Source organism: Alteromonas sp. Cnat2-8 (genome assembly GCF_022348355.1).
In the GTDB taxonomy this organism is placed as follows: Bacteria; Pseudomonadota; Gammaproteobacteria; order Enterobacterales; family Alteromonadaceae; genus Alteromonas; species Alteromonas macleodii.
The window spans coordinates 805,153-828,685 of record NZ_JAKREX010000002.1 but is presented as its reverse complement, the minus strand read 5'-3'; the positions used below and the strand labels follow the sequence as shown (position 1 = coordinate 828,685).

At 45.2% G+C, this 23,533-nt stretch carries 25 protein-coding genes; 10 read left to right on the top strand and 15 right to left on the bottom strand.

The window, feature by feature from the left end; translation table 11 throughout:
• Nucleotides 1-96: 96 nt before the first annotated feature.
• The 3 genes from MHN00_RS07785 to MHN00_RS07775 form a co-directional block, all read right to left on the bottom strand.
• Nucleotides 97-840, bottom strand: coding sequence for a ChrR family anti-sigma-E factor (locus tag MHN00_RS07785; protein ID WP_075177093.1), 744 nt, complete (start codon nt 838-840; stop codon nt 97-99).
• Nucleotides 833-1,444, bottom strand: coding sequence for a sigma-70 family RNA polymerase sigma factor (locus MHN00_RS07780; RefSeq protein WP_014950074.1), 612 nt, complete (start codon nt 1,442-1,444; stop codon nt 833-835). Before MHN00_RS07780 ends, MHN00_RS07785 begins: the two co-directional genes overlap by 8 nt.
• A 118-nt stretch (nt 1,445-1,562) precedes the next feature.
• Entirely contained in the window at nt 1,563-2,138 is a 576-nt protein-coding gene (locus tag MHN00_RS07775) for an LON peptidase substrate-binding domain-containing protein (RefSeq protein WP_014950075.1), read from the bottom strand.
• A gap of 256 nt (nt 2,139-2,394) precedes the next feature.
• Between MHN00_RS07775 and MHN00_RS07770 the strand changes: the two genes are divergently transcribed.
• Genes MHN00_RS07770 through MHN00_RS07750 form a run of 5 tightly spaced genes read left to right on the top strand, consistent with a single transcriptional unit; the run spans nt 2,395 to nt 6,841 of the window.
• Nucleotides 2,395-2,850 (top strand): nuclear transport factor 2 family protein, encoded by a 456-nt coding sequence (locus MHN00_RS07770; protein WP_239300841.1) that lies wholly within the window; start codon nt 2,395-2,397, stop codon nt 2,848-2,850.
• Nucleotides 2,847-3,566 (top strand): SDR family NAD(P)-dependent oxidoreductase, encoded by a 720-nt coding sequence (locus MHN00_RS07765; protein ID WP_014976977.1) that lies wholly within the window; start codon nt 2,847-2,849, stop codon nt 3,564-3,566. Before MHN00_RS07770 ends, MHN00_RS07765 begins: the two co-directional genes overlap by 4 nt.
• Nucleotides 3,567-3,576: 10 nt before the next feature.
• Nucleotides 3,577-4,842, top strand: coding sequence for an FAD-dependent oxidoreductase (locus MHN00_RS07760; protein WP_061486140.1), 1,266 nt, complete (start codon nt 3,577-3,579; stop codon nt 4,840-4,842).
• Nucleotides 4,839-5,582, top strand: a complete 744-nt coding sequence (locus MHN00_RS07755) for a DUF1365 domain-containing protein (protein ID WP_080752360.1) — start codon at nt 4,839-4,841, stop codon at nt 5,580-5,582. Before MHN00_RS07760 ends, MHN00_RS07755 begins: the two co-directional genes overlap by 4 nt.
• Before the next feature lie 2 nt (nt 5,583-5,584).
• The gene (locus MHN00_RS07750; protein WP_014976979.1) at nt 5,585-6,841 is read left to right on the top strand and encodes a cyclopropane-fatty-acyl-phospholipid synthase family protein; all 1,257 of its coding nucleotides are present in this window, start codon (nt 5,585-5,587) and stop codon (nt 6,839-6,841) included.
• Nucleotides 6,842-6,928: 87 nt separating this feature from the next.
• On the opposite strand, the gene MHN00_RS07745 is transcribed toward MHN00_RS07750, so the two are convergent.
• Nucleotides 6,929-7,858 carry a flagellar motor protein MotB gene (locus MHN00_RS07745; RefSeq protein WP_239300839.1) on the bottom strand — a complete coding sequence of 310 codons (930 nt, stop codon included), beginning with the start codon at nt 7,856-7,858 and terminating at the stop codon, nt 6,929-6,931.
• Nucleotides 7,858-8,619 (bottom strand): flagellar motor protein PomA, encoded by a 762-nt coding sequence (gene pomA, locus MHN00_RS07740; protein WP_014950082.1) that lies wholly within the window; start codon nt 8,617-8,619, stop codon nt 7,858-7,860. Before pomA ends, MHN00_RS07745 begins: the two co-directional genes overlap by 1 nt.
• A 412-nt stretch (nt 8,620-9,031) precedes the next feature.
• Between pomA and xseB the strand changes: the two genes are divergently transcribed.
• From xseB to dxs, 3 genes are read left to right on the top strand one after another with little or no spacing between them, the layout of a single operon-like run.
• Nucleotides 9,032-9,274, top strand: a complete 243-nt coding sequence (gene xseB, locus MHN00_RS07735) for an exodeoxyribonuclease VII small subunit (protein WP_014976981.1) — start codon at nt 9,032-9,034, stop codon at nt 9,272-9,274.
• A 29-nt stretch (nt 9,275-9,303) separates the two neighbouring features.
• The gene (locus MHN00_RS07730; protein WP_014950084.1) at nt 9,304-10,194 is read left to right on the top strand and encodes a farnesyl diphosphate synthase; all 891 of its coding nucleotides are present in this window, start codon (nt 9,304-9,306) and stop codon (nt 10,192-10,194) included.
• 32 nt (nt 10,195-10,226) lie between these two features.
• Nucleotides 10,227-12,107 carry a 1-deoxy-D-xylulose-5-phosphate synthase gene (gene dxs, locus MHN00_RS07725; RefSeq protein ID WP_014976982.1) on the top strand — a complete coding sequence of 627 codons (1,881 nt, stop codon included), beginning with the start codon at nt 10,227-10,229 and terminating at the stop codon, nt 12,105-12,107.
• A gap of 135 nt (nt 12,108-12,242) precedes the next feature.
• Here dxs and MHN00_RS07720 read toward each other — a convergent pair whose 3' ends face one another.
• From MHN00_RS07720 to lpxD, 10 genes are all read right to left on the bottom strand, one after another.
• The gene (locus MHN00_RS07720; RefSeq protein WP_014950085.1) at nt 12,243-12,743 is read right to left on the bottom strand and encodes a phosphatidylglycerophosphatase A; all 501 of its coding nucleotides are present in this window, start codon (nt 12,741-12,743) and stop codon (nt 12,243-12,245) included.
• Between the two features lie 41 nt (nt 12,744-12,784).
• Entirely contained in the window at nt 12,785-13,750 is a 966-nt protein-coding gene (thiL, locus tag MHN00_RS07715) for a thiamine-phosphate kinase (protein WP_014950086.1), read from the bottom strand.
• Between the two features lie 48 nt (nt 13,751-13,798).
• Complete coding sequence (nusB, locus tag MHN00_RS07710; protein ID WP_012518940.1) at nt 13,799-14,221, bottom strand: transcription antitermination factor NusB; 423 nt, start codon at nt 14,219-14,221, stop codon at nt 13,799-13,801.
• Nucleotides 14,222-14,233: 12 nt separating this feature from the next.
• Nucleotides 14,234-14,707, bottom strand: a complete 474-nt coding sequence (ribE, locus tag MHN00_RS07705; RefSeq protein ID WP_014950088.1) for a 6,7-dimethyl-8-ribityllumazine synthase — start codon at nt 14,705-14,707, stop codon at nt 14,234-14,236.
• A 174-nt stretch (nt 14,708-14,881) separates the two neighbouring features.
• Complete coding sequence (gene ribBA, locus MHN00_RS07700; protein WP_014950089.1) at nt 14,882-15,982, bottom strand: bifunctional 3,4-dihydroxy-2-butanone-4-phosphate synthase/GTP cyclohydrolase II; 1,101 nt, start codon at nt 15,980-15,982, stop codon at nt 14,882-14,884.
• A gap of 20 nt (nt 15,983-16,002) precedes the next feature.
• On the bottom strand, nt 16,003-16,665 hold the full coding sequence (locus MHN00_RS07695; RefSeq protein ID WP_014950090.1) for a riboflavin synthase: 663 nt from the start codon (nt 16,663-16,665) through the stop codon (nt 16,003-16,005).
• A gap of 20 nt (nt 16,666-16,685) precedes the next feature.
• Nucleotides 16,686-17,825: a bifunctional diaminohydroxyphosphoribosylaminopyrimidine deaminase/5-amino-6-(5-phosphoribosylamino)uracil reductase RibD gene (gene ribD / locus MHN00_RS07690; protein ID WP_101565220.1), complete on the bottom strand. Its 1,140-nt coding sequence runs from the start codon at nt 17,823-17,825 to the stop codon at nt 16,686-16,688.
• Between the two features lie 50 nt (nt 17,826-17,875).
• A complete protein-coding gene (gene nrdR, locus MHN00_RS07685) occupies nt 17,876-18,325 on the bottom strand; it encodes a transcriptional regulator NrdR (RefSeq protein ID WP_012517538.1) in 450 nt (149 codons plus the stop codon).
• Nucleotides 18,326-18,423: 98 nt separating this feature from the next.
• Nucleotides 18,424-19,680 (bottom strand): serine hydroxymethyltransferase, encoded by a 1,257-nt coding sequence (gene glyA / locus MHN00_RS07680; RefSeq protein ID WP_101565222.1) that lies wholly within the window; start codon nt 19,678-19,680, stop codon nt 18,424-18,426.
• Between the two features lie 154 nt (nt 19,681-19,834).
• A complete protein-coding gene (lpxD, locus tag MHN00_RS07675; protein ID WP_239300837.1) occupies nt 19,835-20,863 on the bottom strand; it encodes a UDP-3-O-(3-hydroxymyristoyl)glucosamine N-acyltransferase in 1,029 nt (342 codons plus the stop codon).
• Nucleotides 20,864-21,155: 292 nt separating this feature from the next.
• Here lpxD and ettA point away from each other — a divergent pair, with 292 nt between their 5' ends.
• Complete coding sequence (ettA, locus tag MHN00_RS07670) at nt 21,156-22,823, top strand: energy-dependent translational throttle protein EttA (protein WP_014950094.1); 1,668 nt, start codon at nt 21,156-21,158, stop codon at nt 22,821-22,823.
• A 210-nt stretch (nt 22,824-23,033) separates the two neighbouring features.
• Nucleotides 23,034-23,441, top strand: coding sequence for a PilZ domain-containing protein (locus MHN00_RS07665; RefSeq protein WP_014950095.1), 408 nt, complete (start codon nt 23,034-23,036; stop codon nt 23,439-23,441).
• The last annotated feature ends 92 nt before the right edge of the window (nt 23,442-23,533 follow it).

Genomic DNA, 23,533 nt, shown 5'->3' with positions numbered 1-23,533 from the left:
GTTTTGCTAGAGCTTTATGCAACCAATAAAAAAACGCACATTTGTGCGTTTTTTTGTATCTAGATGTCACATATTGAGCGTTCGCTTGATAGATTACTAGCGGAAAAACAAGTGACTAAAAGGGTTTAACAATCTTGCAAGGCCCGAAGTAAAGTGCAATGGCTGATCGACAATGCTAAATACAAGGCAGCCTTCTTTACCTTCGGATTTTGGCGTGTGCGTTTTATCACCATCCATGAAAATAAAGTCGCCAGTATCATAACGACTTAGCCCATCACTGAACTCACCATCAATGACTAATGTATATTCCGTTCCACGGTGCGTGTGCTCAGGTACACTACCACCACTTCCCATAAAGATAAAATTAGCTACACCTTGGTTTCCAAGGTCAACTGGCGCCTGCCACAGCTTCCCGACCAAACTTGACCAGTTACCTGTCTTATCGATGTAGCGGTGAAGTGTTCTAGGTAAAGTGAATACCCTTCCATCTAACTCGATGGTATTTGCGCTTGCCTGCGCCTGCAAGGCCGCCCGCCTCTTTACGGGCTCACGATACGCTGTGGGCTGTTCCATCAAAGCATTATTTTGTTTCGATGATGGGAGCTGCGTAATTTGGGATAGCATGTCACCAAACTGAAGCGACATTTCAGCTCTGTCGCTTGCCGATGAATTGGCGTTCGAAACCATTTGAGCAGCAAGACTTTCCGTTTCAATTTCAACAAAACGCTGACATTTCTCACACATGTCACAATGTGCAGAGACCATCAGTGATATAGCAGGTGACAATGTGCCCTCAACAAAATCTTTAAGTTGCTGGGCACTTGGGTGAAACCTAATCATTATCGTTTAACATGACCTTTAATCGTTGAAGTGCCAAACGTGTCCGCGACTTTACTGTACCTAATGGAATTGAAAGCTCATCGGCGACTTCTTGTTGTGACTTGCCATCAATATAGATAGCTTCAACCACTGCTTTCTGTTTTACAGGTAGTGATTCGAACAAATAGCCAATCTGCTCTAAAGTAACTTGTTCGTCAAGTGGCGCCTCGTTTGCATCGGCTGTTTGTTCGCATAAAACCGGCCATAGATCGTCAGAACAAACATCCTCTTTTCTATTCTGCAGCTTTCGAAGCATATCAAAGCGAATGTTGCGTGCGATTGTGAAGATCCACGTTGACGGAGAACCTTTTTCTGCATTGAACAGGTGCGCTTTCTGCCATACATTCGACATAGTATCTTGTACCAGTTCCATGGCCAGTGCCTCATTACCCATCTGTTTCAGTGCATAAGAACGCAGCCGAGGCGCGAAGTAGTTAAACACTCTCGCAAATGAACGCTTGCATCGGGTGTCTGCAACCGCGACAAGGTAATCAGACATTTCAGTTGCACACTCTTTAGGCTTGATTGTGCTGTTACTTTGTTCCAAAGGAATTCCAACTAACATAAGATTCGTCCGCTTTTCCGTTTTGGTTGTATCATTCTACGGCGTTATGACTTAAAACGTTTGCGAAAATCGCTAATATTGGATTACGAATTTGTAATGTCTTTATCCGACTCAACGACTAAGCGATTAGTGCAGAGAGATAGTTCAGTAAACTGGTGCATTCTCTTTGCGCTAAAAAGTGCTGTTTTTGCGAGCCGTCTACTGGCAATAATTCTAACCACCGATTTAATACCCAATTAGGGCAATCAAACTTTGGTGATTCATAAAGCGATGCCAACTCTTCGTAATTTCCAAATATTTCTTTAAGTCGCTCGTCCATAGGCGCTATTTGTTGAGGAGCCAAATCGCACTGCCAAGGTTCTAACACCTTGCAACTACCGGTACGAAGACCATCTTTTTCAACTTCTATGCTACTTACCTCAACTAAATGAGAACCAGCAACCTTTATGCCAAGCAACCCATCATCGAGCATGTCGAAGTCAACAACCTGCGCATAAGTACCTATTTTATGAATATGCTCATTCAAATTTTTGTCACCGTTAGCATTAAGCATACACATCACAAAGCCTTTATTTTCAGCACATGCCTGCTTAACCATTCGCACGTATCGTGGCTCAAAAATGCGCAATGCCATTCTACCTTCCGGCAAAAGGTGCGCAGATAAAGGAAATAAAGGAAAACGTTCTACACTCATACTCAGCACTTCCGAAAACACGAAAATAATTACGCAAGTGAGAACAATTAGGATCGAATGGGAAAATTTTTCACATATAAATGGAAAAACATGATCTTTAGCACGACGATTAATGTAATTTAGTTTTTAAATAAAACATTAACAGATTTCATATCAGAGACTTGCAATTTGAACGTGAAAATAACCGCGAATTTTTTTAAGCGTCGACATTACCGATATGCAAATCTGATTTTGAATTATGAGTTAAGGAAAGGCCATGGACGTCATTGGACGCTTTTGTAAAATTTACACAGACATATGTCAAATTTCTCCAGACGACCTAGAACATATCTATGCCGACGACATACTGTTTATCGACCCAATCACTACACACCATGGCATTGATGAAGTAAAACGCTATTTTTCCAACTTATTGACGCAGGCCGAAAGCTGTAAGTTCGACATTGCGGACATTTTTACTTGCTCGCCCAATGGCACAAAAGAGCATCCATCAAGTCATTCAAAGGTTACCCATATCGCAAACTGGACGATGACCCTTACGCTGAAAGATAGTGATAAGCAAATTACGCTAGATGGCACCACGCAACTTGGTGTCAGCGATGACAGCATTATTTACCACAAAGATTATTACGACCTGGGCGAAATGGTCTATGAGCACGTACCCATCCTAGGTTTTGTCGTAAAAAAAATTAAAGGGAAGCTAGCAAAGTGAAAAGTATTCTAATTACTGGCGCCACCTCGGGTATTGGTAAAGCATTAGCAATAACTGCTGCAAACAGCGGTTATCAAGTGATTGCCTGTGGTCGAAATGAAGACACACTCAACGAGCTCAGTAAGTACAATAATATTAGCGCATGCCAGTTCGATGTCACTGATCTAGACGATACTCGACGGGCGCTAGCAACGGTTAAATTTGACATTGCTGTACTCAACGCTGGTACCTGCGAATATGTAGATATCGACGACTTCGAGCCAGACATGTTTCGCCGCGTATTCGAACCTAATTTCTTTGGCGTTGTTCATTGTGTAGACGCTCTTCTTCCACGACTTAAGCAAGGCGACAAGCTTGTGATTGTTGACAGCATGGCTCGCCTACTCCCTTTCACACGAACGCAAGCGTACGGTGCGAGCAAAGCTGCCCTACATTATTTTACTAAATCATTAGAAGTAGACCTTCACCACAAAGGCGTGAAAGTGCAAGCGGTGTCTCCTGGATTTGTAGAAACGCCCCTGACAGATAAAAACGATTTTGAAATGCCAATGAAAATTAGCGCTGAAGAAGCCGCTGACGCTATGCTTAAAGGAATAGAGGGCAACAAACAAACAGTTTTCTTCCCTCGGTTCTTTGGTTTTATTCTGCGCTTTATGCATATACTGCCAACCCCACTGCAAAAGCGATTGTCGTTGGCAATGAGAGAAAAACAATAAGAGAAGATGAATGAACAATAAGATTGCCATCATTGGCACAGGTATTTCTGGTTTGACCTGCGCGCACCTTCTAAATAGGCAGCACGATATCACAGTGTACGAAGCAAATGACTATATAGGTGGTCATACTGCAACGAAGAAAATAAGCGACAATGGGGAAACTTACCATATCGATACAGGCTTTATCGTTTTTAATGATTGGACCTACCCTAATTTTATAAAGCTCATTAATCAGTTAAATGTTGAGTATCAACCAACAGAGATGAGCTTCTCTGTAATGAGTAAAAAGGCAAACCTCGAATACAACGGCAATAACTTAAACAGTTTATTTGCACAGCGGCGTAATATTTTGAGGCCTAAATTTTGGCGCATCGTGAAAGATATATTGACGTTTAACAAAGCGTGTAAAGCGATGGTCGCAGAAAACCGTGATACTTCTTCACTTACGTTAGAAGACGTCATTAGAGAATTAAAACTCAGCGATGACTTTGCACGTTATTATATCTTGCCTATGTGCGCCGCAATTTGGTCCAGCAGCTTAGAGCAAACGAGAAAGTTTCCACTCACGTTCTTTTTGCAGTTTTTCAACAACCATGGCTTGCTCAATATTACCGACCGTCCTCAGTGGTACACAATTAAAGGTGGGTCAAGCCAATACATTCCGCCTTTAATCGCACCATTTGAGTCTAAGATAAAACTATCGACGGCCGTTCTGTCGGTAGCGAAAAGCGATGATAAGTGGCAGGTTACCGACTCTTCAGGCAACGCTGCGATGTATGATCATGTGGTATTTGCATGCCACAGTGACCAAGCGTTAAAAATGATTCACTCACCGACTTCGCTGCATCGAGATATCCTTGGAAATATCCCTTACGCAGAAAACGACGTGGTGATGCACAAAGATATTTCACAGCTGCCTAAAAGAAAATTAGCTTGGGCGAGTTGGAATTACAGCTTAAAAGAAGACGCAAGTGAGGAAGCCCGCCCCGCTTCTGTCACTTATAACATGAATATTCTTCAACGCCTTGAAGCACAAAGCACCTACTGTGTAACGTTAAATAATACTGCGGAAATAGACCAAAAGAGTATTCTTCGAAGCTATCAGTACGCACATCCGCAATACAGTGCCAGCATGGTCAACGCCCAAGCAAGAAGAAATGAAATTTGTGGCGTAGACAACTTACATTTTTGTGGAGCCTACTGGTATAACGGTTTTCATGAAGACGGCGTAACTAGCGCACTTGATGTTTGTTCTCGCTTTGGTGAAGCCCTGTGATAGAAAGTGCCATCTACAAGGGTAAGGTTTATCACCAACGGTTTAAGCCTACTCAGCATAAATTTGACTATGACATTTATTTATTTTGGCTAAAGCTTGAGAGCAACGAACTCGAAATCTTGTCCAGCTCGTTAAAACGCTTCTCTGCATACGACAAGGCTAGAGTGCGTTTCAAGCGTGAAGACTACTTAGGTGATCCCTCTTTACCTCTAGGTCAGGCAGTAATAGACAGAATGACAGAGTTAAACGGAGGGAAGACGCTTCAAGGCGATGTCTTTATGCTGGGACAACTTCGTATGTGGGGGCTGTATTTCAGCCCGGTGAATTTCTATTACCTACGCAATGCCGAAGGTAAGTATACACATATGCTTGCCGAAGTAAGTAACACGCCGTGGAATGAGCGTCATCACTACCTTGTAAATCTAGATACTCAAGACGATACGCCAAAAGCTTTTCATGTTTCCCCGTTTAATCCAATGGATATGACCTACAAATGGTCGATATCGCAGCCGTCGGCTAGACTGTCACTTGCGATGGACTGTGTAAGAGACGACAAAGAGTTCAGTGCAGGGATAAATTTGACTAAATTTACTTTAGATAATGCGAATCTATCTGCGGCACTTAAACGTATACCCAGTATGACAATAAAAACTGTGGCTGGAATTTATTGGCACGCGCTTAAACTATTGCTTAAACGAACGCCACTGTATACACACCCAGAAAAAAGTCAGGAACAATAACAATGTCTTTTGGTGAATCTGTACTACTGACCACCTCAGAGGTCTCCTTTGTAGATAAAGCGTGTAGAACTCTATTCCTACAATGCTTAAAACAACTGCCTTTTGGCAGTTTAACCATTCAAGAAAACGGCGATGTCGTTGCGCGTTTCGGCACAGACGAAAGCGATTTGCGAGCAACGGTAAATATCAAGGATGTACAAGCCTATCGACGCTTATTGCTTGGCGGAAGTGTGGGCGCCGGAGAAGCATTCATGGATGGGTTATGGGACAGTGACGACGTAACAGCCGTGGTAAGAGTGTTTGCTAGGAATTTATCTACCCTTGACGAATGGGAGAATAAATTTAAATGGGTGACTATGCCCATCAACAAGATTCAACACTTTGCACGTCGAAATACAAAGGACCAAGCCAAGAAAAATATCGAGGCGCATTACGATCTGGGTAATAAGCTTTATACCCGCTTCCTTGACCCAACAATGATGTATTCGTCAGCCATATACCCAGATCCGAATGCAACTCTCAATGATGCACAAAATTACAAGCTCAAAGCCATTTGCGACAAGTTACAGCTTAGCGAAACCGATCATCTTCTAGAGATTGGCACGGGCTGGGGCGGGCTAGCCGTCTATGCTGCTAAGCATTATGGTTGCCGCGTAACGACCACTACCATTTCAGAAGAGCAGCATGCATGGGCAAAAGAATGGATTGCCCGAGAAGGACTTGAAAGCAAAATCACTTTGCTGAAAAAGGATTATCGCCTACTTGAAGGCAAGTACGATAAGCTCGTATCTATCGAGATGATTGAAGCTGTAGGCAAACAATTTTTAGGAAATTTCTTTGAGAAATGCTCGTCACTTTTAAAAGACGACGGCCTAATGCTGCTTCAGTCAATAACCATTGATGACAGACGTTACGACAGCTATTCAAATAGTGTCGACTTTATTCAGAAATATATCTTTCCGGGTGGATTTTTACCTTCTCAGCACCAGCTTAACGCTCACCTGAAAAAGTATACTAATATGATGATTCGTGACTTACACGACATCGGGATTGACTATGCGAAAACATTGAACCATTGGTATGAAGCATTTATTTCTGCAAAAGATGAGCTTTTAAACGACGGTTATGACGAGCGTTTTATGCGAATGTGGACCTACTACCTGAAATATTGTGAAGGTGGTTTTTTAGAAAGAACAATCAGTACCGTTCAGCTTGTGATTTCAAAGCCTCATTACAGACTTGATTTGGCTCGTGTTTAACAACGCTAATTATCGATAGTAGTGACAAAAAAAGCGGCGCCCTTGTGGCGCCGCTTTCTTGTTTGAAGCTGACACTAGGTCAAAGCACTACTCATCTACAACTGATATAGGCTTCGACAGCATTGGCTTACCCTGATTGATATTAATTTCAACGCGGCGATTTTGCGCTCGGTCTGAAGGTGTAGTGGCATTTTCTACAATTGGATCGGTATCTGCCTTACCCACTACCGACATACGACTTTCGTCAAACCCTGGCGCGGTCCGCATGGCTTCAGCGACCGCGACAGCGCGCTGCGCTGACAAGTCCCAATTAGAACGATAGAGCTCATTAGCAATATGCTGGCCGTCACTGTGCCCTGAAATTTCGATTTCTCCAGGCACATCCGCCAACAGCGTACCTATTTTTCTCAACACCGGTTGGAATTGGGGCTGCAAAAAGGCCGAGCCCGCCGAGAAGGAACCGTTCTCACGAATTCGAATGGTTAACTGCTGACCCAACGATTCCATTTCCACCGAACCATCTAGAATTTGTTTTTCTAATTGCTGCGCTACTTTTTTCATCAGTTCAGCCATTTGCGACTGATCGGTGCTTTGCTCAGCCGATGAAGACGACTCAGTAGCCGTTTGTTGAGATTGTCCGCCACGCTGCTCGCCACGCTGCTTCTGCCTTCCGCCGGCAGAGTCTTCGTTACCAGCCTGAAATTCCAGCATTTGTTGGGTCATTTCGTTGGTTTGCTGCTGAATGGACTCAATAGGCGTAGGGTCAGGCTTGCCAGGTCGAAACTCCATTGCAATAACACTGGTACCCTTTGGAATATCTCTTACTTCAATTTTATTTTGCACACCAAAAGCAAACTTCATAGAGCCCGCAATTTGTTTAAACTTCAGTACGTCCATTTCCGAAAAAGAAAGAAGGAGTACGAAGAAGCACATAAGCAACGACATCAGGTCTGCGAAGGTTCCCATCCAGGCTGGAAGCCCCTCGGGGGGACATTTTGGGCATTCTTCTTCGGCCATTACTCTTCCTCTGCGCTTCCGCGTTTACTCGCCGCAAGGTAGTTCTTTAATACCCCTTCGATAACACGTGGGTTCTGGCCATCGGCTATACCCACAATACCGTCAAGAACAAGACTCTGGTTTAACTTCTCTTCACCGGCTCTTACCGCCAGTTTAAAGGCAATTGGCAAACACACGACGTTGGCAAAAAAGGCACCATAAAGCGTGGTTAATAGCGCTACCGCCATAGCAGGACCGATGGCTTTAGGGTCATCCATGTTTGAAAGCATGGCAACCAGACCGATCAAAGTACCAATCATACCCATCGCAGGCGCTACGTCGCCCATTCCTTTAAATATAGAAGCGCCGAACTCATGCCTTTCCGTTGTCATAGAAATATCTTTAGCTAACGTTTCTCTCACCACTTCAATGTCGTGGCCGTCAACCAACATGTCCACACCTTTTTGCATGAACTCATTTGAAATTTCCGCTTCTTCTAGTGCCAGAAACCCGCCTTTTCGCGCAGCGTCTGCCATTTCAACAATCTTCTCGATAAGCTCTTCAGGCGTTTCAATTTTGAACATGAATGCTTTGCCAGCAACTTTACCCGCACTGAAGAATTGGCCCAACGTAAACTGAGATAGGACAACAAATAGTGTTCCCCCGAATACAATAAGTATTGATTGCACGTCGATGAACATGCCCAAGCTGCCGCCCAGAATCATAGCCATCACTATGAAACCAATGGCGCCCAACATACCTATGACGGTTGCTAAATCCACTCACTCTTCCCCATTTATGCGCAGTCAGTGCTGTTAGTGTACAAATACCCTATCGGCAAAAGATAGAAATACTAAAACGACATTATTGAAAAATATCACATTTATTTGTTTATTATGAAGTAGGTTCTATGTAAAAGCGCTGCTTTGTCTGTTTTTATAAACTAAAAACATCTAGCGCTTTTTCAGCGCCTTACGTTTTCCTTCACAGTAAATAACACGGTTACTTCTGAAAGGTTACTGAGCCTTGCATCGAATATAGCACAATTTGCTTGCATGTTGCCTTTTGAACTGGATGAAAAAAAAGCTATGTTACTGTGATATAGGCGATATACGGACAAACCATTTGACCCTTGTGCAACCCTCGGTTAATGTGCGCGGTATACGTATTTTGGCCACTATATTGAGTGTTTTTATGACGACAGAAAAAGCATCAGCGTCTTTTGAAGAAACTTTATCAGAACTAGAAGCTATCGTTAACGAAATGGAAAGCGGTGATCTGCCTCTTAATAAAGCACTAGAAAAATTTGAACGCGGTATAGCACTTTCCCGCCAAGGCCAACAATCTCTTGAAAACGCCGAGCAAAAAGTAAAGATACTGCTCAGTGAACAAGGCGAAGAAACGCTCCACCCTCTTCCTGAAAGTGAACAGCCATAAATCGTTCATTTTTAACTAACAGGCAATCTATGAATTTTTCTGCTTTGCATCAGCAAGTTAAACAACAAACTGATGCATCTCTTCTTACATTAATTGACGAATTACCCGATTACGCGCCGCGCTTGAAAGACGCAATGCGTCACGCCTTGCTTGCTGGCGGTAAACGGATGCGGCCACTACTTGTTCAAGTGGTAGGTAACACCCTAGACGTGCCCAAAAAAGACCAAATGGCTATTAGTATGGCTATTGAATGTGTGCACGCCTACTCGTTAGTCCACGACGATTTACCAGCCATGGACGACGACGACTTGCGCCGCGGTATGCCAACCTGCCATATCGCCTTTGATGAGGCTACCGCTATTTTAGCTGGCGATGCGCTGCAGGCACTTGCATTTACAGTGTTAGCTGATGCGCCATTAAGCACGTATGCTGAAACAAAGCGTAGCCAGTTACTGTCTGTACTTGCGAAAAGTGCGGGTTACATAGGTATGTGCGGTGGGCAAGCTATCGATTTAGCCAGCACCGGCAAAACCATCTCGCTAGAAGAACTAAAACAGCTGCATAGATTGAAAACCGGTGCATTGTTAAAAGCCTGCGTAGAAATGGTCGCCATTGTTAGTGAAGGCTTACTGCCTCAAACTAAAATTGACTTAATGGCTTATGCCGCGGATATTGGGCTAGCTTTCCAAGTTCAAGACGATATTTTAGATGTGGAAGGCAGTAGCGAAAAATTAGGTAAACCCGCGGGGTCAGACGAAGCGTTAGGGAAAAATACCTTTCCAGCCAAACTTGGTATTACAGGCGCTAAACAAGAATTAGAAATGCTTCACGATAATGCACTTCAAGCATTGGCGCGTTTACCCTACAATACTGACAGTTTAATTGCGTTTAGCGAGCTTTTGGTAAAACGCGACCATTAGCCACGCGCCATGTTGAAAAAGATAATAAGTACATGAGTTTAGATCTCCAACATTACCCAACGCTTGCGCTTGCGCAAACACCCGATAAATTGAGGCAGTTGCCCCAAGACAAATTACGCGAGCTCGCCGATGAGTTGCGTGAGTACTTACTTAACAGCGTAAGCCAAACCAGTGGGCACTTTGCATCTGGTTTAGGCACAGTGGAACTGACCGTCGCTTTGCACTATGTGTACGACACCCCCTTCGATCGACTGCTGTGGGATGTAGGTCACCAAGCTTATCCGCACAAAATCCTTACAGGCCGTGCAGAGCGCATGAGCACCATTCGCCAAAAGAATGGTCTGCACCCTTTCCCATGGCCGCCTGAGAGCGACTACGACACCTTTGCAGTTGGTCATTCGTCTACATCGATTAGTGCAGGGCTGGGCATGGCTGTGGCTGCCGAAAAAGAAGGCAAAAACAGAAAGGTTGTAGCGGTAATTGGCGACGGTGCTATGACCGCTGGTATGGCGTTTGAAGCCCTTAATCACGCTGGTGATATCAAGAAAGACATGGTAGTTGTACTTAACGACAACGAAATGTCTATTTCTGAAAACGTAGGTGCGTTGAACAGTCACTTAGCTCGCTTGCTCACAGGCAACTTTTTCAACTCTATACGCGATGGCGGCAAAAAGCTGCTAAGCAATGTACCTCCTATTAAGGAGTTTGCCAGCCGTGCAGAAGAACACATTAAAGGCATGGTTGTCCCGGGCACGATATTTGAAGAGCTTGGCTTTAACTACATTGGCCCTATCGATGGCCACGACGTAAATGGTGTTGTCGATACTCTACGCAATATGCGCAAGTTTGACGGCCCGCAGCTACTTCACGTAGTCACCAAGAAAGGTAAAGGTTACGCGGTTGCTGAAGAAGACCCTATCAAGTTCCACGCGGTACCAAAATTCAATCCGGCTGACAATGCTTTGCCAAAATCTAAGCCTTCAGCCCCTACCTACTCTGCAATCTTTGGGAAATGGCTGTGTGATATGGCGGCACAAGACCCTAAGCTAATGGCGGTAACGCCAGCCATGCGCGAAGGTTCAGGCATGGTTGAGTTTTCTCAGCGTTTTCCAGAGCAGTATTTCGATGTTGCGATTGCTGAACAGCACGCGGTGACCTTTGGCGCGGGCCTTGCCAAAGACGGTATGAATGCGGTTGTTGCTATTTATTCGTCGTTCCTGCAGCGCGCCTACGACCAGCTCATTCACGATGTGGCGATTCAAGACTTACCCGTATTGTTTGCCATTGATAGAGCCGGTATTGTTGGCGCAGATGGCCCTACTCACCAGGGGGCGTTTGATATCGCTTTCCTGCGCTGTATTCCGAATATGGTGGTTATGGCGCCTTCAGATGAAAATGAATGTCGTCAAATGCTCTACACGGGCCACAAGCTACAAAAACCAGCTGCTGTTCGTTACCCTCGCGGTGCTGGCATGGGTGTCACGCCTGACGAAGCTATGACAGAGCTTGAGATTGGTAAATCTCGTACGTGTCGAGAATCATCAAAAGGCAAGTCTGAAAGTATCGCCATTTTAAACTTTGGCTGCCTACTGCCCTACGCGCTTGAAGCTGCAGAGGCGATTGACGCTACCGTTATCGACATGCGTTTCATTAAGCCGTTAGACGGCGACGCAGTATTAAAAGCTGCCAGTGAGCACAGTGCACTTATTACGTTGGAAGACGGCTGTATTATGGGTGGAGCTGGTAGTGCGGTGCTTGAACACTTGCAGCAAAATGGCGTATTAAAAGCGGTGAAGATGTTAGGTCTGCCTGATAGCTTTATATTACAAGGCACTCAGCAGGAAATGTACAAAGAGCACGGCTTAGATGCTGAAGGTATTATTGCGGCGGCTAGCAGTTTAAGTGCTAACTAATTAAGCTTTAAAATCATTACTAAGACATTAAAAAGCCCGCTATTTTGCGGGCTTTTTCGTAAATAGTTTGCTCACCGTCAACTGGCTTTCCTTTGAGGTAAGTCTAACAAAATGGCGGCGAATATTCGTAATGAATTAAAACAAAGCCAATGCGGCAGGCCAAAACGCTATGAGTAAATGTAGACAACCGCATGCCATGGCGCCAGCGATAAGATCATCAAGCATAATGCCTGTACCGCCGTGTAAGCGCTTATCTATGATACCTATTGGCCAAGGCTTCAAGATATCGAAAAGCCTGAATAGAACAAAGCCTACAAGTAAAGAGGACGCTGAAATAGGTACAAACAGAAAGGTCACAAACATGCCCGCTATTTCATCCCACACTATAGAGCCATGATCGTGAACCTGCATATCGTCAGCAGTCTTGCCACACAGGTAAATGCCTACAACTGAGAATATCAGCGTAAGCGCGATAAAGGAAATTAGGGAAATCTGGCTACAGGCAATAAGTAGGGGCAACGCAGCAAGTGAGCCAAAGGTTCCCGGCATGAAAGGAATAAGTCCACTGCCAAAACCTAGTGCAAGAAAATGCACGGGATTTTTCATACTCACTCTAGCGCGAAACTCAGCCTGCATGCTTTTTCCTTTTTATTGCTTTTGTCGGACAAATAGGCCGCCTAAAAGGCGTGCTCGTAACCTGACACGTTAACAGGTGTGTACTTTTCGTTGTCTTTGAGCAATGAAAGTGTGCCGTTATGACCGGTTAATTGGCCAATACATGTGGCTTTCACGTTTGTGCTTGCCAACGAGGTTTCAAGACTTCCGCGCTGCTCTTCACTTACAGTGAAGATAAGCTCATAGTCATCGCCTGCAGACAGCGCGTATTCGATAGCTTGCTCTGGTGTAACCGCACTTGTTAATGCTCGTGACAACGGTAAACGCTCTACATGAACATTTGCACCGCAATTAGACGCTTTTAGGATATGACCTAAATCTGAAATTAAACCATCAGAGATATCAATGCACGACGTTGCAATACGTCGGATAGCTGTGCCGACCGCTACGCGAGGAGTTGGGAAGTAATGACGATTTACCAAGACATCTTTCGCTTCACCACTTACACTCAGCTTATTTTGCAGGATGTCTAAACCTGCACCTGCGTCACCAAGCGTTCCCGTGACATAAAGCCAATCACCTGGCTTAGCGCCGCTACGCGTTAGCTCAGAACCTGGCGGTATAAAGCCTTGAGCTGTAATCGTGAACGCCATTGGGCCTTTAACCGTATCGCCACCGATAAGCTGTACAGAATAGTACTGAGTTAGCTCATAAAGGCCCGAAACAAAGTCATCTAGCCAAGCTTCGTCCACTTCCGGTAATGACAGAGATAAACTAATCCACGCTGGCTCTGCGCCCATTGCGGCAAGATCGCTTAAGTTTACCGCCACTGTTTTATACGCAACAGACTTCGCCGGTGCGTCTTTCAAAAAGTGCACACCTGCAACCAGAGTATCTGTGGTAACGGCAAGCTGTTGGTTTTCAGGAACCGTTGTTACAGCACAGTCATCACCAATACCAATAACAACGTCTTTGCGTTTGTGGCCGCTGTTTGAAAAGTAGCGGCCGATAAGATCAAATTCTTTCACGGTAATTTTTAAACCCTTTTAGCGGCAGTCCATGCCGCCACGGTAAGGTTAGTCGCGCTCGTCTTTGCGCAATGTGCGCACTGCTTTGTCCAGTGCACCATTAATGAATTTGTGACTTTCTTCAGCACCAAATGCTTTAGCAAGCTCAATCGCCTCATTAATAATTACGCGGTAAGGGACGTCAATGCGCTCGGTCAGTTCCAGCGTCGCAATGCGCAAGATTGCTTTTTCAATAGCGTCTAACTCTTCAGGCAAACGGCCAAGATAAGGCTTGATGGTCGCATCAAGTTTGCTTGCGTTGTGTGCAACACCGCGAAGCAGAGCTTGGAAATACGCCATATCTACCTTTTGCATGTCGTTACTGGTGGCTAGCGCCAGTTCAACCTGCTGAATATCGTTGTGACTCATTTGCCATGAATACACGCCTTGCAGAGCGAGTTCACGGGCTTTACGACGAGCTGAAACTTTCACTTAATGTTTACCTTAAAGCTTTTCAACAGCATCGATAACGTTAACCATTTCCAGCGCACCAAGTGCAGCTTCTGCACCTTTGTTGCCCGCTTTGGTTCCTGAACGCTCGATAGCCTGTTCAATTGAATCTGTTGTAATTACGCCAAATGATACGGGTACACCGTATTCAAGAGAAACTTGCGCAAGACCTTTGTTGCATTCGCCTGCTACAAAATCAAAGTGTGGCGTACCACCACGAATAACCGCACCTAGTGCGATGATGGCGTCAAATGACTTTTTCTCAGCTAATTTCTTAGCTACTACAGGTAACTCGTAAGCACCAGGTACACGTACTAACGTGATATCGTCATCACTCACTTCACCGTGACGCTCTAGTGTATCTAGTGCACCTTCAAGTAAGCTTTCAACTACAAAGCTATTAAAGCGTGATACAACGATAGCAAATTTCTTACCGGTTGCTCTGATATTACCTTCAATTACCTGCATGGATTCATTCCTCGAGAAAAAACGGCGCGAAGTATACCACAACTGCGCCCAAACTAAATCGATTGTTTCTTTAACTTCAACTATTCGTAAACGGGTAGGTTAGCTTGACTCAATGTGGGAAGGGAGTGCTCGTCGCAAACCCTATCCACTTTAGCTCCGCCCTACAGCTAAGTACTAGTCGTGCACGTACTCCACTACTTCAAGGCCGTAACCTGAAAGTGCGTGATATTTAATTGGCTTACTAAGAAGACGCATTTTGTGTACGCCCATTGATGCTAGAATTTGACTGCCTACACCAATAGTGCGTGACGATCCCTGCCAGTCAGCGCCAGTCGGGCGCTCGCCTCGATCTTCTGCGGCAAAGCGGCGTACCTGACTTTCAATATGCTCTTCTTTACCTAATAGCACCAATACGCCACCGTCTTCTGAAATTTTGCGCATGCCATCTGCAAGCGTCATCGAGCGATGAATACCGCGGGTAGATCCAAGAAGATCACTAAACGTATTGTGAAGATGTACACGTACAAGTGTCGGCTCATCTTCTTTAATTTCGCCTTTTTTAAGTGCGAAATGAAGTTGGTTGTCGATGCTGTCTTTAAACGTGTGAAGCTCGAAGTCACCATACTCGGTTGGCATATTGCATTGAGCGACCTTTTGAATGGTGGTTTCGTTGAGATTGCGATATTCAATTAAATCAGCAATGGTGCCGATTTTAAGATTATGTTTTTCAGCAAACTTTTCTAGTTCTGGACGACGGGCCATCGTGCCGTCTTCATTGAGGATTTCTACAATAACCCCAGCAGGCTCTAACCCTGCCAAACGCGGTAAATCTACACCAGCTTCAGTGTGACCTGCGCGGTTTAACACGCCACCGTCTTTAGCAATTAGCGGAAAAATATGACCCGGCTGTACAATGTCTGTCGCTTTCGCGTCTTTCGCTACAGCAGCTTTAATGGTTGTTGCGCGATCTGCCGCCGAAATGCCTGTAGTCACGCCGGTTGCCGCTTCAATAGACACAGTGAAGTTGGTAGAAAACTGTGCTTCGTTTTTATCCACCATAAGCGGAAGATTCAGGGTGCGACAGCGCTCTTGCGTCATTGGTAAACACACTAAACCGCGAGCGTGGGTTACCATAAAGTTAATGGCTTCAGGCGTCACATGCTCTGCCGCCATTATCAAATCGCCTTCATTTTCCCTGTCTTCGTCATCCATCAAGATAACCATTTTACCTTGGCGAATGTCTTCAATTATTTCTTGTGTAGTGTTAAATGCCATGTTGTGTGCTTCTTGTAGGGTTATTTTCTCAAAAATCCGTTCTCGGCAAGAAATGCCATGTCAATGCCTTTGCTTTTTGGCTCGGCGGCTTTGTCGCCCAACATCAATCGCTCTAAATAGCGCGCAATAACATCAACCTCTAAGTTCACCGCTGTGCCCACCTTATAGCTCCCCATAATGGTTTCTTGCAATGTATGAGGAATGATCCAAAGCATAAATTCTGCGCCATTAACTTCGTTAACAGTTAAGCTGATACCATCAACGGTGATACTACCTTTATGCGCAATATATTTAGCCAAGGCTTCTGGCGCTTTTACCCAGAACTCTACGTAGTCTGAGTGCTTAATGATTTGTGTAACCTCGCCTACACCATCAACGTGACCGGAAACGATATGACCACCTAAACGGTCGCTTGGACGCATCGCTTTCTCAAGATTCACCGTAGAGCCTGCGCTGTAATGTGCAAAGCCTGTTAATTTGATGGTCTCTGCCGACACATCTGCACAATAATAATCGGGGCCCATATCAGTAACTGTTAAGCAAACACCATTGGTCGCAATACTGTCGCCGAGTGCGACATCAGACATATCAAGCGTAGGCGATGAAACGGTAAGTCGAATATCGTTGCCACGGTTATCAAGCTTCTTGATTGTACCTAGCGCTTGAATAATTCCTGTAAACATAAAGTTCCTCTTTAATCGCGTTAACCACGGGTGTTGCTAACATCAGGACGGAAGATAAGCTTAATATCGTTACCCACTTGACGATTTTCAATAAGCGAAAGCGAAATACATTCATTTAGCGACGTGAACGCGGGTAAATTAACCATACTGACTCCCTTATCACCTAAAAGCTTAGGCGCTTGGTAGCAAATAAGTTCATCCACCAGCCCTTCTTGCAATAATGCACCGGCAAGGCCTGGGCCTGCTTCCACCCACACTTCATTATATTGCTTATCGCCTAGTGCTGACATAAGTGAATGTAAATTGAGTTTACCGTCTTTTTCGTCCAGTTGGAGATAGTGCTGAGTAGCGGTGTCTGGGTGAGCCTGTGACGTCGCCGTGAACGTAATATTGCCGTCGTTAAAAAGTGTGTAGTCTCTACTAAGCTTACTTTTGCTATCTACAACCACACGGGCTGGCTGGCGGATATGATCTAGTGGATACTTTTCAAACTGAGCCTCTTTTTCACGAACTAAGAGGCTAGGATTATCAGCTTGTACCGTACCCGAACCCGTCAATACTACGCAACTTTGTGCACGATACTGTTGCACATCCCGCCTTGCTTCTGCACCAGTAATCCACTGACTTACCCCATTTTGAAGGGCTATTTTTCCATCTAGGCTAATGCCTAATTTCACGCGAACAAAGGGCCTACCGGTAAGCATGCGTTTAATAAACCCAGGGTTTAGCGCTGCGGCCTCAGCAGCCATCACTTCGCTTACCACTTCGATGCCTGCTTCCTGCAGAATGCTAATACCGTTACCGCATACGTTTGGATTCGGGTCGGTCATAGCAATAACAACACGCGCTACCTTTGCTTCTACCAAGGCAATAGCGCAAGGCGGTGTGCGACCAAAATGACTACAAGGTTCAAGTGTAACGTATGCCGTCGCGCCCTTTGCGCCCTGCGGACGTGCGTTAGATGCTTGTCTTAATGCATGCACTTCGGCATGGGGTGTACCAGCTTGAATGTGATATCCCTGACCGAGCAATTGATTGTTTTCGTCAACAATTACACAGCCTACGCGAGGGTTAGGAGAAGTGGTAAAACGCCCTTGTTGGGCAAGCTGAATGGCTTTTGCCATCCAAAAATAATCGTTTTTAACCGTATCGTGGTTCACTTGGATTCCTGTTGTAGCCCTAAGTGTCTGATGTTTGGGAGGTCGCCGACTTAATCTCCTAATCGTGCAATCTCTTCTCCGAATTCACGAATATCTTCGAAAGAGCGATAAACGGAGGCGAACCGGACATAAGCAACTTTATCGAGTTCCTTGAGGGCTTTCATAATTAGGTTGCCGAGCAATTCACTGCTCACTTCGCGTTCACCGGTTGCGCGCAACTGTGACTTAAGTGAGAGGATACATTGTTCAACTTTTTCTGTGCTCACAGGGCGCTTTTCGAGTGCGCGTTGCAAGCCTGCACGAAGTTTATCTTCGTTAAACGGTTCACGAGAACCATCGCGTTTAATAACGCGAGGCATAACGAGTTCGGCACTTTCAAAGGTCGTGAAGCGCTCGTGACACACCATACATTCACGGCGTCTACGCACCTGTTGCCCTTCTGCAACCAAACGAGAATCAATGACTTTTGTTTCTTGTTCTGAACAAAACGGGCAAAACATGAATAATCCTTAAATATTGCGTACTTAGATATCTAAATTGAACCTAGACTAGTTAGTCCAGCATTAGTACCAAAGTACGCAATAAAACACAAACCTATTTATTTATAAACAGGGAATTGTGCGCAAAGTGCAACCACTTCGTCTTGAACACGTTTGATAACAGACTCATCGCCCATGTTATCTAGAACGTCGCAAATCCATGTTGCAACTTGCTTAGCTTGTTCTTCTTTGAAACCACGGCGAGTAATCGCTGGGCTACCAATACGAAGACCGCTGGTTACAAACGGTGAACGCGGGTCATTTGGCACTGAGTTTTTGTTTACCGTAATATTTGCGGCACCAAGCGCTGCGTCAGCATCTTTACCGGTAATGTCCTTGTCGATAAGGTCAAGAAGGAACAAGTGGTTGTCAGTACCGCCAGAAACGATGTTATAACCGCGCTCTTGCATTACAGAAACCATAGCTTTCGCATTTGCAACAACCTGCTGCTGATACACTTTAAATTCTGGCTGTAGTGCTTCTTTGAATGCAACCGCTTTAGCTGCGATCACGTGGCAAAGAGGGCCACCTTGGTTGCCTGGGAATACCGAGCTGTTTAGCTTTTTGTAAATCGCTTCATCGCCGCATGAAGAAAGGATTAAACCACTACGTGGGCCAGCAAGGGTTTTATGAGTAGTCGTTGTTACCACGTGAGCGTGAGGAAGCGGATTTGGATAAACGCCCGCTGCTACAAGACCTGCTACGTGCGCCATATCTACGAGCAAGTAAGCGCCAACGCTATCAGCGATTTCACGGAATTTTGCCCAATCAACAATGCCAGAATACGCAGAGAAACCACCGATAATCATTTTCGGCTTGTGCTCTTTAGCAAGTGCCTCAACCTGAGCGTAATCGATTTCACCGGTTTCTTTGTTCAGACCATACTGAACAGCATTGTAGGTTTTACCAGAGAAGTTTACGTGTGAACCGTGAGTAAGGTGACCACCTTCAGAAAGGCTCATTCCCAATACCGTATCGCCTGCGTCAAGTAGTGCCATGAATACGGCAGAGTTAGCTTGTGAACCAGCGTGCGGTTGAACGTTCGCGTAGTCTGCACCAAATAGTGCTTTTGCACGATCGATCGCAAGTTGTTCAACAACGTCTACGTGCTCACAACCACCGTAGTAACGCTTGCCTGGGTAGCCTTCCGCGTACTTGTTAGTAAGCTGCGAACCCTGTGCTTCCATTACACGTGGGCTACAGTAGTTCTCAGAGGCAATTAGCTCTATGTGATGTTCTTGACGCTCAACCTCTTTAGACATTGCATCGGCTAATTCAGGATCGAAGTCGGCTATATTCATTTCGCGAGAAAACATGGGGGCTCCTTAACTGCGGTTTTTATATGGCGTTACGCACTGATTGCTCAAATTCGAGCCATATTCTAGTCATTTTCGGGGGCTTGTATACCGCTTTGTGACCAAATTAATATAAATGGCGCAGGTTTAACGAAATACCTGCGCCAGCGCGAGATCAGACCTGTTTTTCCAGGGCTTTAACACGGTCAAATAAACTACCAATTTTGGCAAGGCGAACCGTATTTTTGCGCCAGTCACGGTTGGTTTGTGCTGGCTGGCCAGAAGAATAAACACCCGGTTCAGTGATATCTTGTACAATCATGGTATAGCCAGTCACCTGAACATTATCGCAAATGCTAATGTGGCCATTAATGCCCACTCCACCACCGATAATAACGTGCTTGCCGATATGACAGCTACCAGCAATACCTGTAGCGCCGCAAATACAAGAGTGATCACCAATAATACAGTTGTGGCCAATTTGTACTTGGTTATCGATAATAACGTTAGTGCCTAAGATCGTATCTTCCATGGCGCCGCGGTCAATGCTGCTGCTTGCGCCAATCTGACTGTCGTCACCAATGCGAACCGACCCTGTTTGTGGGATAGGGATCCAAACGCCTTTATCGTTTGCGTAACCAAAGCCTGCCGCACCAATAACTGTTTGGCTATGAATTGTCACGCGCTTACCAATCACAACGTCATGATAGATAGTTACGTTCGGGTGAATGGTACAGCCTTCACCAATATGGGTACCTCTACGAATAACCGTATTCGCGCCAACCGTAACTCTATCGCCTAAAACCACGTTCTCTTCAATGATTACATTGTGGCCTAGCGATACATCACTGCCGATGCGGGCAGATGGCGCAATAACCGCTGTATCAGCAATACCTGTCGCTACCGCTGGGGTAGTATCAAACAACTGAGCGATGAGGGCGAACGCTGCATGAGGGTTTGCCACAACCAACGCTGGAACTGGGCTATCATCTTTTAAGTTTTTGTGCAGAATTACCGCACCAGCCTGAGTATCTTTTAACTGCGGCTTGTATTTAGGATTTGTTAGAAACGAAATTTGGTGCGATGCTGCACCGGATAACGTACCTACTGCAGAGATAGTAATGTTTCCATCGCCCTGCACTTCCCCACTTACATGTTTGGCAAGCTCTTCCAGACTGTATGTGCGTTTATTCATAGCGGTCATCATAATTACCTGTTCAGAGATATGAATAGTGTTGAGTCTATCGCTTTGGGTTATTTATTGCTGTTTGCTAGCTCACCCTAAAGCCCATGTTTACTCATGCTTATAAAAACAAGTTTACCTTAAATCAACTCGCCAACCGATGCATAAATCGATCTTTTTGGCATGAGTGATTAAAATATCGCCAAGCACAAATACACTAAGCGTAAGTAACTGGCACAAACTACCCTGTTACGAGTAGAATAGACCACAATCACTTTTTTATTTTTCACCGCTTATTCAGCGAGGATAGAGCATGGCGCAATACGTTTACAGTATGCATCGCGTGGGCAAAATCGTCCCACCTAATAGACACATTCTAAAAAATATCTCACTTAGCTTTTTCCCAGGCGCCAAAATTGGTGTGCTAGGTCTAAACGGTGCAGGTAAATCTACCTTACTTCGCATTATGGCCGGCGTAGATACCGACATCGAAGGTGAAGCTCGTCCTCAACCGGGCTTAAAAGTGGGCTACCTTCCACAAGAGCCTCAGCTTGATGAAACAAAAGATGTTCGCGGCAATATAGAAGAAGCCGTCGCCGACGTTAAACACGCATTAACTCGCCTAGATGAAGTATATGCAGCTTATGCAGAAGCAGACGCTGATTTTGACGCCCTTGCTAAAGAGCAGGGCGAGTTAGAAGCTATTATTCAAGCCAAAGATGGCCACAACTTAGAAAATGCATTAGAGCGTGCTGCTGATGCCCTTCGCCTTCCAGCGTGGGATGCGGACGTTAGCAAACTATCTGGTGGTGAACGCCGCCGTGTAGCGCTGTGCCGCCTACTTCTAGAAAAGCCTGAAATGTTGCTTCTAGACGAACCCACTAACCACTTAGACGCAGAATCAGTCGCATGGCTAGAGCGTTTCCTTCACGATTATGAAGGTACGGTAGTCGCTATTACCCACGATAGATACTTCCTTGATAACGTTGCAGGTTGGATTTTAGAACTTGACCGTGGTGAAGGTATTCCGTGGGAAGGTAACTACTCTTCTTGGTTGGAGCAAAAAGAAAACCGACTTGAGCAAGAAGAGCGTACCGAAACGGCGCGGATGAAGAGCATGAAACAGGAACTTGAGTGGGTACGCTCAAACCCGAAAGGACGTCATGCTAAAAGTAAAGCTCGTATGGCCCGCTTTGAAGAACTATCTACCAGCGATTACCAAAAGCGTAATGAAACCAATGAGCTTTTCATTCCACCAGGTGAACGCTTAGGTGACAAGGTTATTGAAGTAAGCAACCTTAAAAAGTCGTATGGCGATCGCGTACTTATCGACGACTTAACGTTTAAAGTACCAAAGGGTGCCATTGTAGGTATCGTAGGCCCTAACGGCGCGGGTAAATCAACCTTGTTCAGAATGCTTACCGGTGCTGAGCAACCTGATTCAGGCACCATCGATTTAGGTGAAACCGTTCAAATTGCTGCGGTAGAACAGTTCCGCGACCACATGAACGAAAACAACACCGTGTGGAAAGAAATTTCTGACGAACAAGACATTATTCGCATTGGTAACTTTGAAATTAACAGCCGCGCCTACTGCAGCCGTTTTAACTTTAAAGGCACTGACCAGCAGAAGTTCATCAAAGACTTGTCAGGTGGTGAGCGTAACCGTGTTCACCTTGCGAAACTGCTTAAAGCAGGCGGTAACGTATTGCTACTGGATGAGCCAACCAACGACCTAGACGTAGAAACACTTCGCGCCTTGGAAAACGCGTTGTTGGAGTTCCCAGGCTGTGCCATGGTTATCTCGCACGACCGTTGGTTCCTAGACCGTGTAGCAACACACATTATGGACTACCGCGATGAAGGTAACATCAACTTCTTCGAAGGTAACTACTCAGACTACGAAAGCTGGTTGAAGCAAGAATTTGGACAAGATGTGGTTGAACCGCACCGCCTTAAATATAAGCGTATGTCTAAATAACACAAATTCAGAGATGTAAGATCTGTATCTCTGCTTTACGCCTAAAGCCGCTATCGCTGATAGCGGCTTTTTTATTTGTTCGCTTTTCATTGCGAACCCACGCAAATTAGCCAATACTAATACCAGTCCGCATAGGTCATTACCCACTCAGTGGGCAATTATCTACGCGGACTGATATAACAGCGTTAATGATAACTGGGTATTTGAAAAATGACGGATAAGCGCCAATTTCAACGGGTGTCACTGAATGTAAATGGCACACTGGCACACAATGACGTTAGTATTGATGTGGTAGTCAGCGACGTATCGCTTCAAGGCATTAAACTTCAAGCTACCGAAACGGCGTTGTCACACTTACCCTTCGACAGTCACGACCCTTACACTGCTACCTTCCAAGCAAATGAAGACAGTCCTGTAATAACCCTTTCTATTTCGCAGTTGTATCGTCATGCCGACAGTAGAAAAGAACGGGTTTCATTAGGCTGTAAAGTTGAGCGAATGGATGTAGACAGCATTAGCGCCCTTCGTCGTTTAATTACTTTAAACAGCGACGACGCCAGTATTGAAGAGAAAGACCTGAATGCATTAGTTGATGCGGTTTATCAGGCGCCACATTAACCTTTAAAAAACGCGTTTCACTCGTTTAATGCAGGAAAGGCCCATTTAATAGGCCTTTCAATTTAACAGGCACCGTCAACACTTTACTTAAA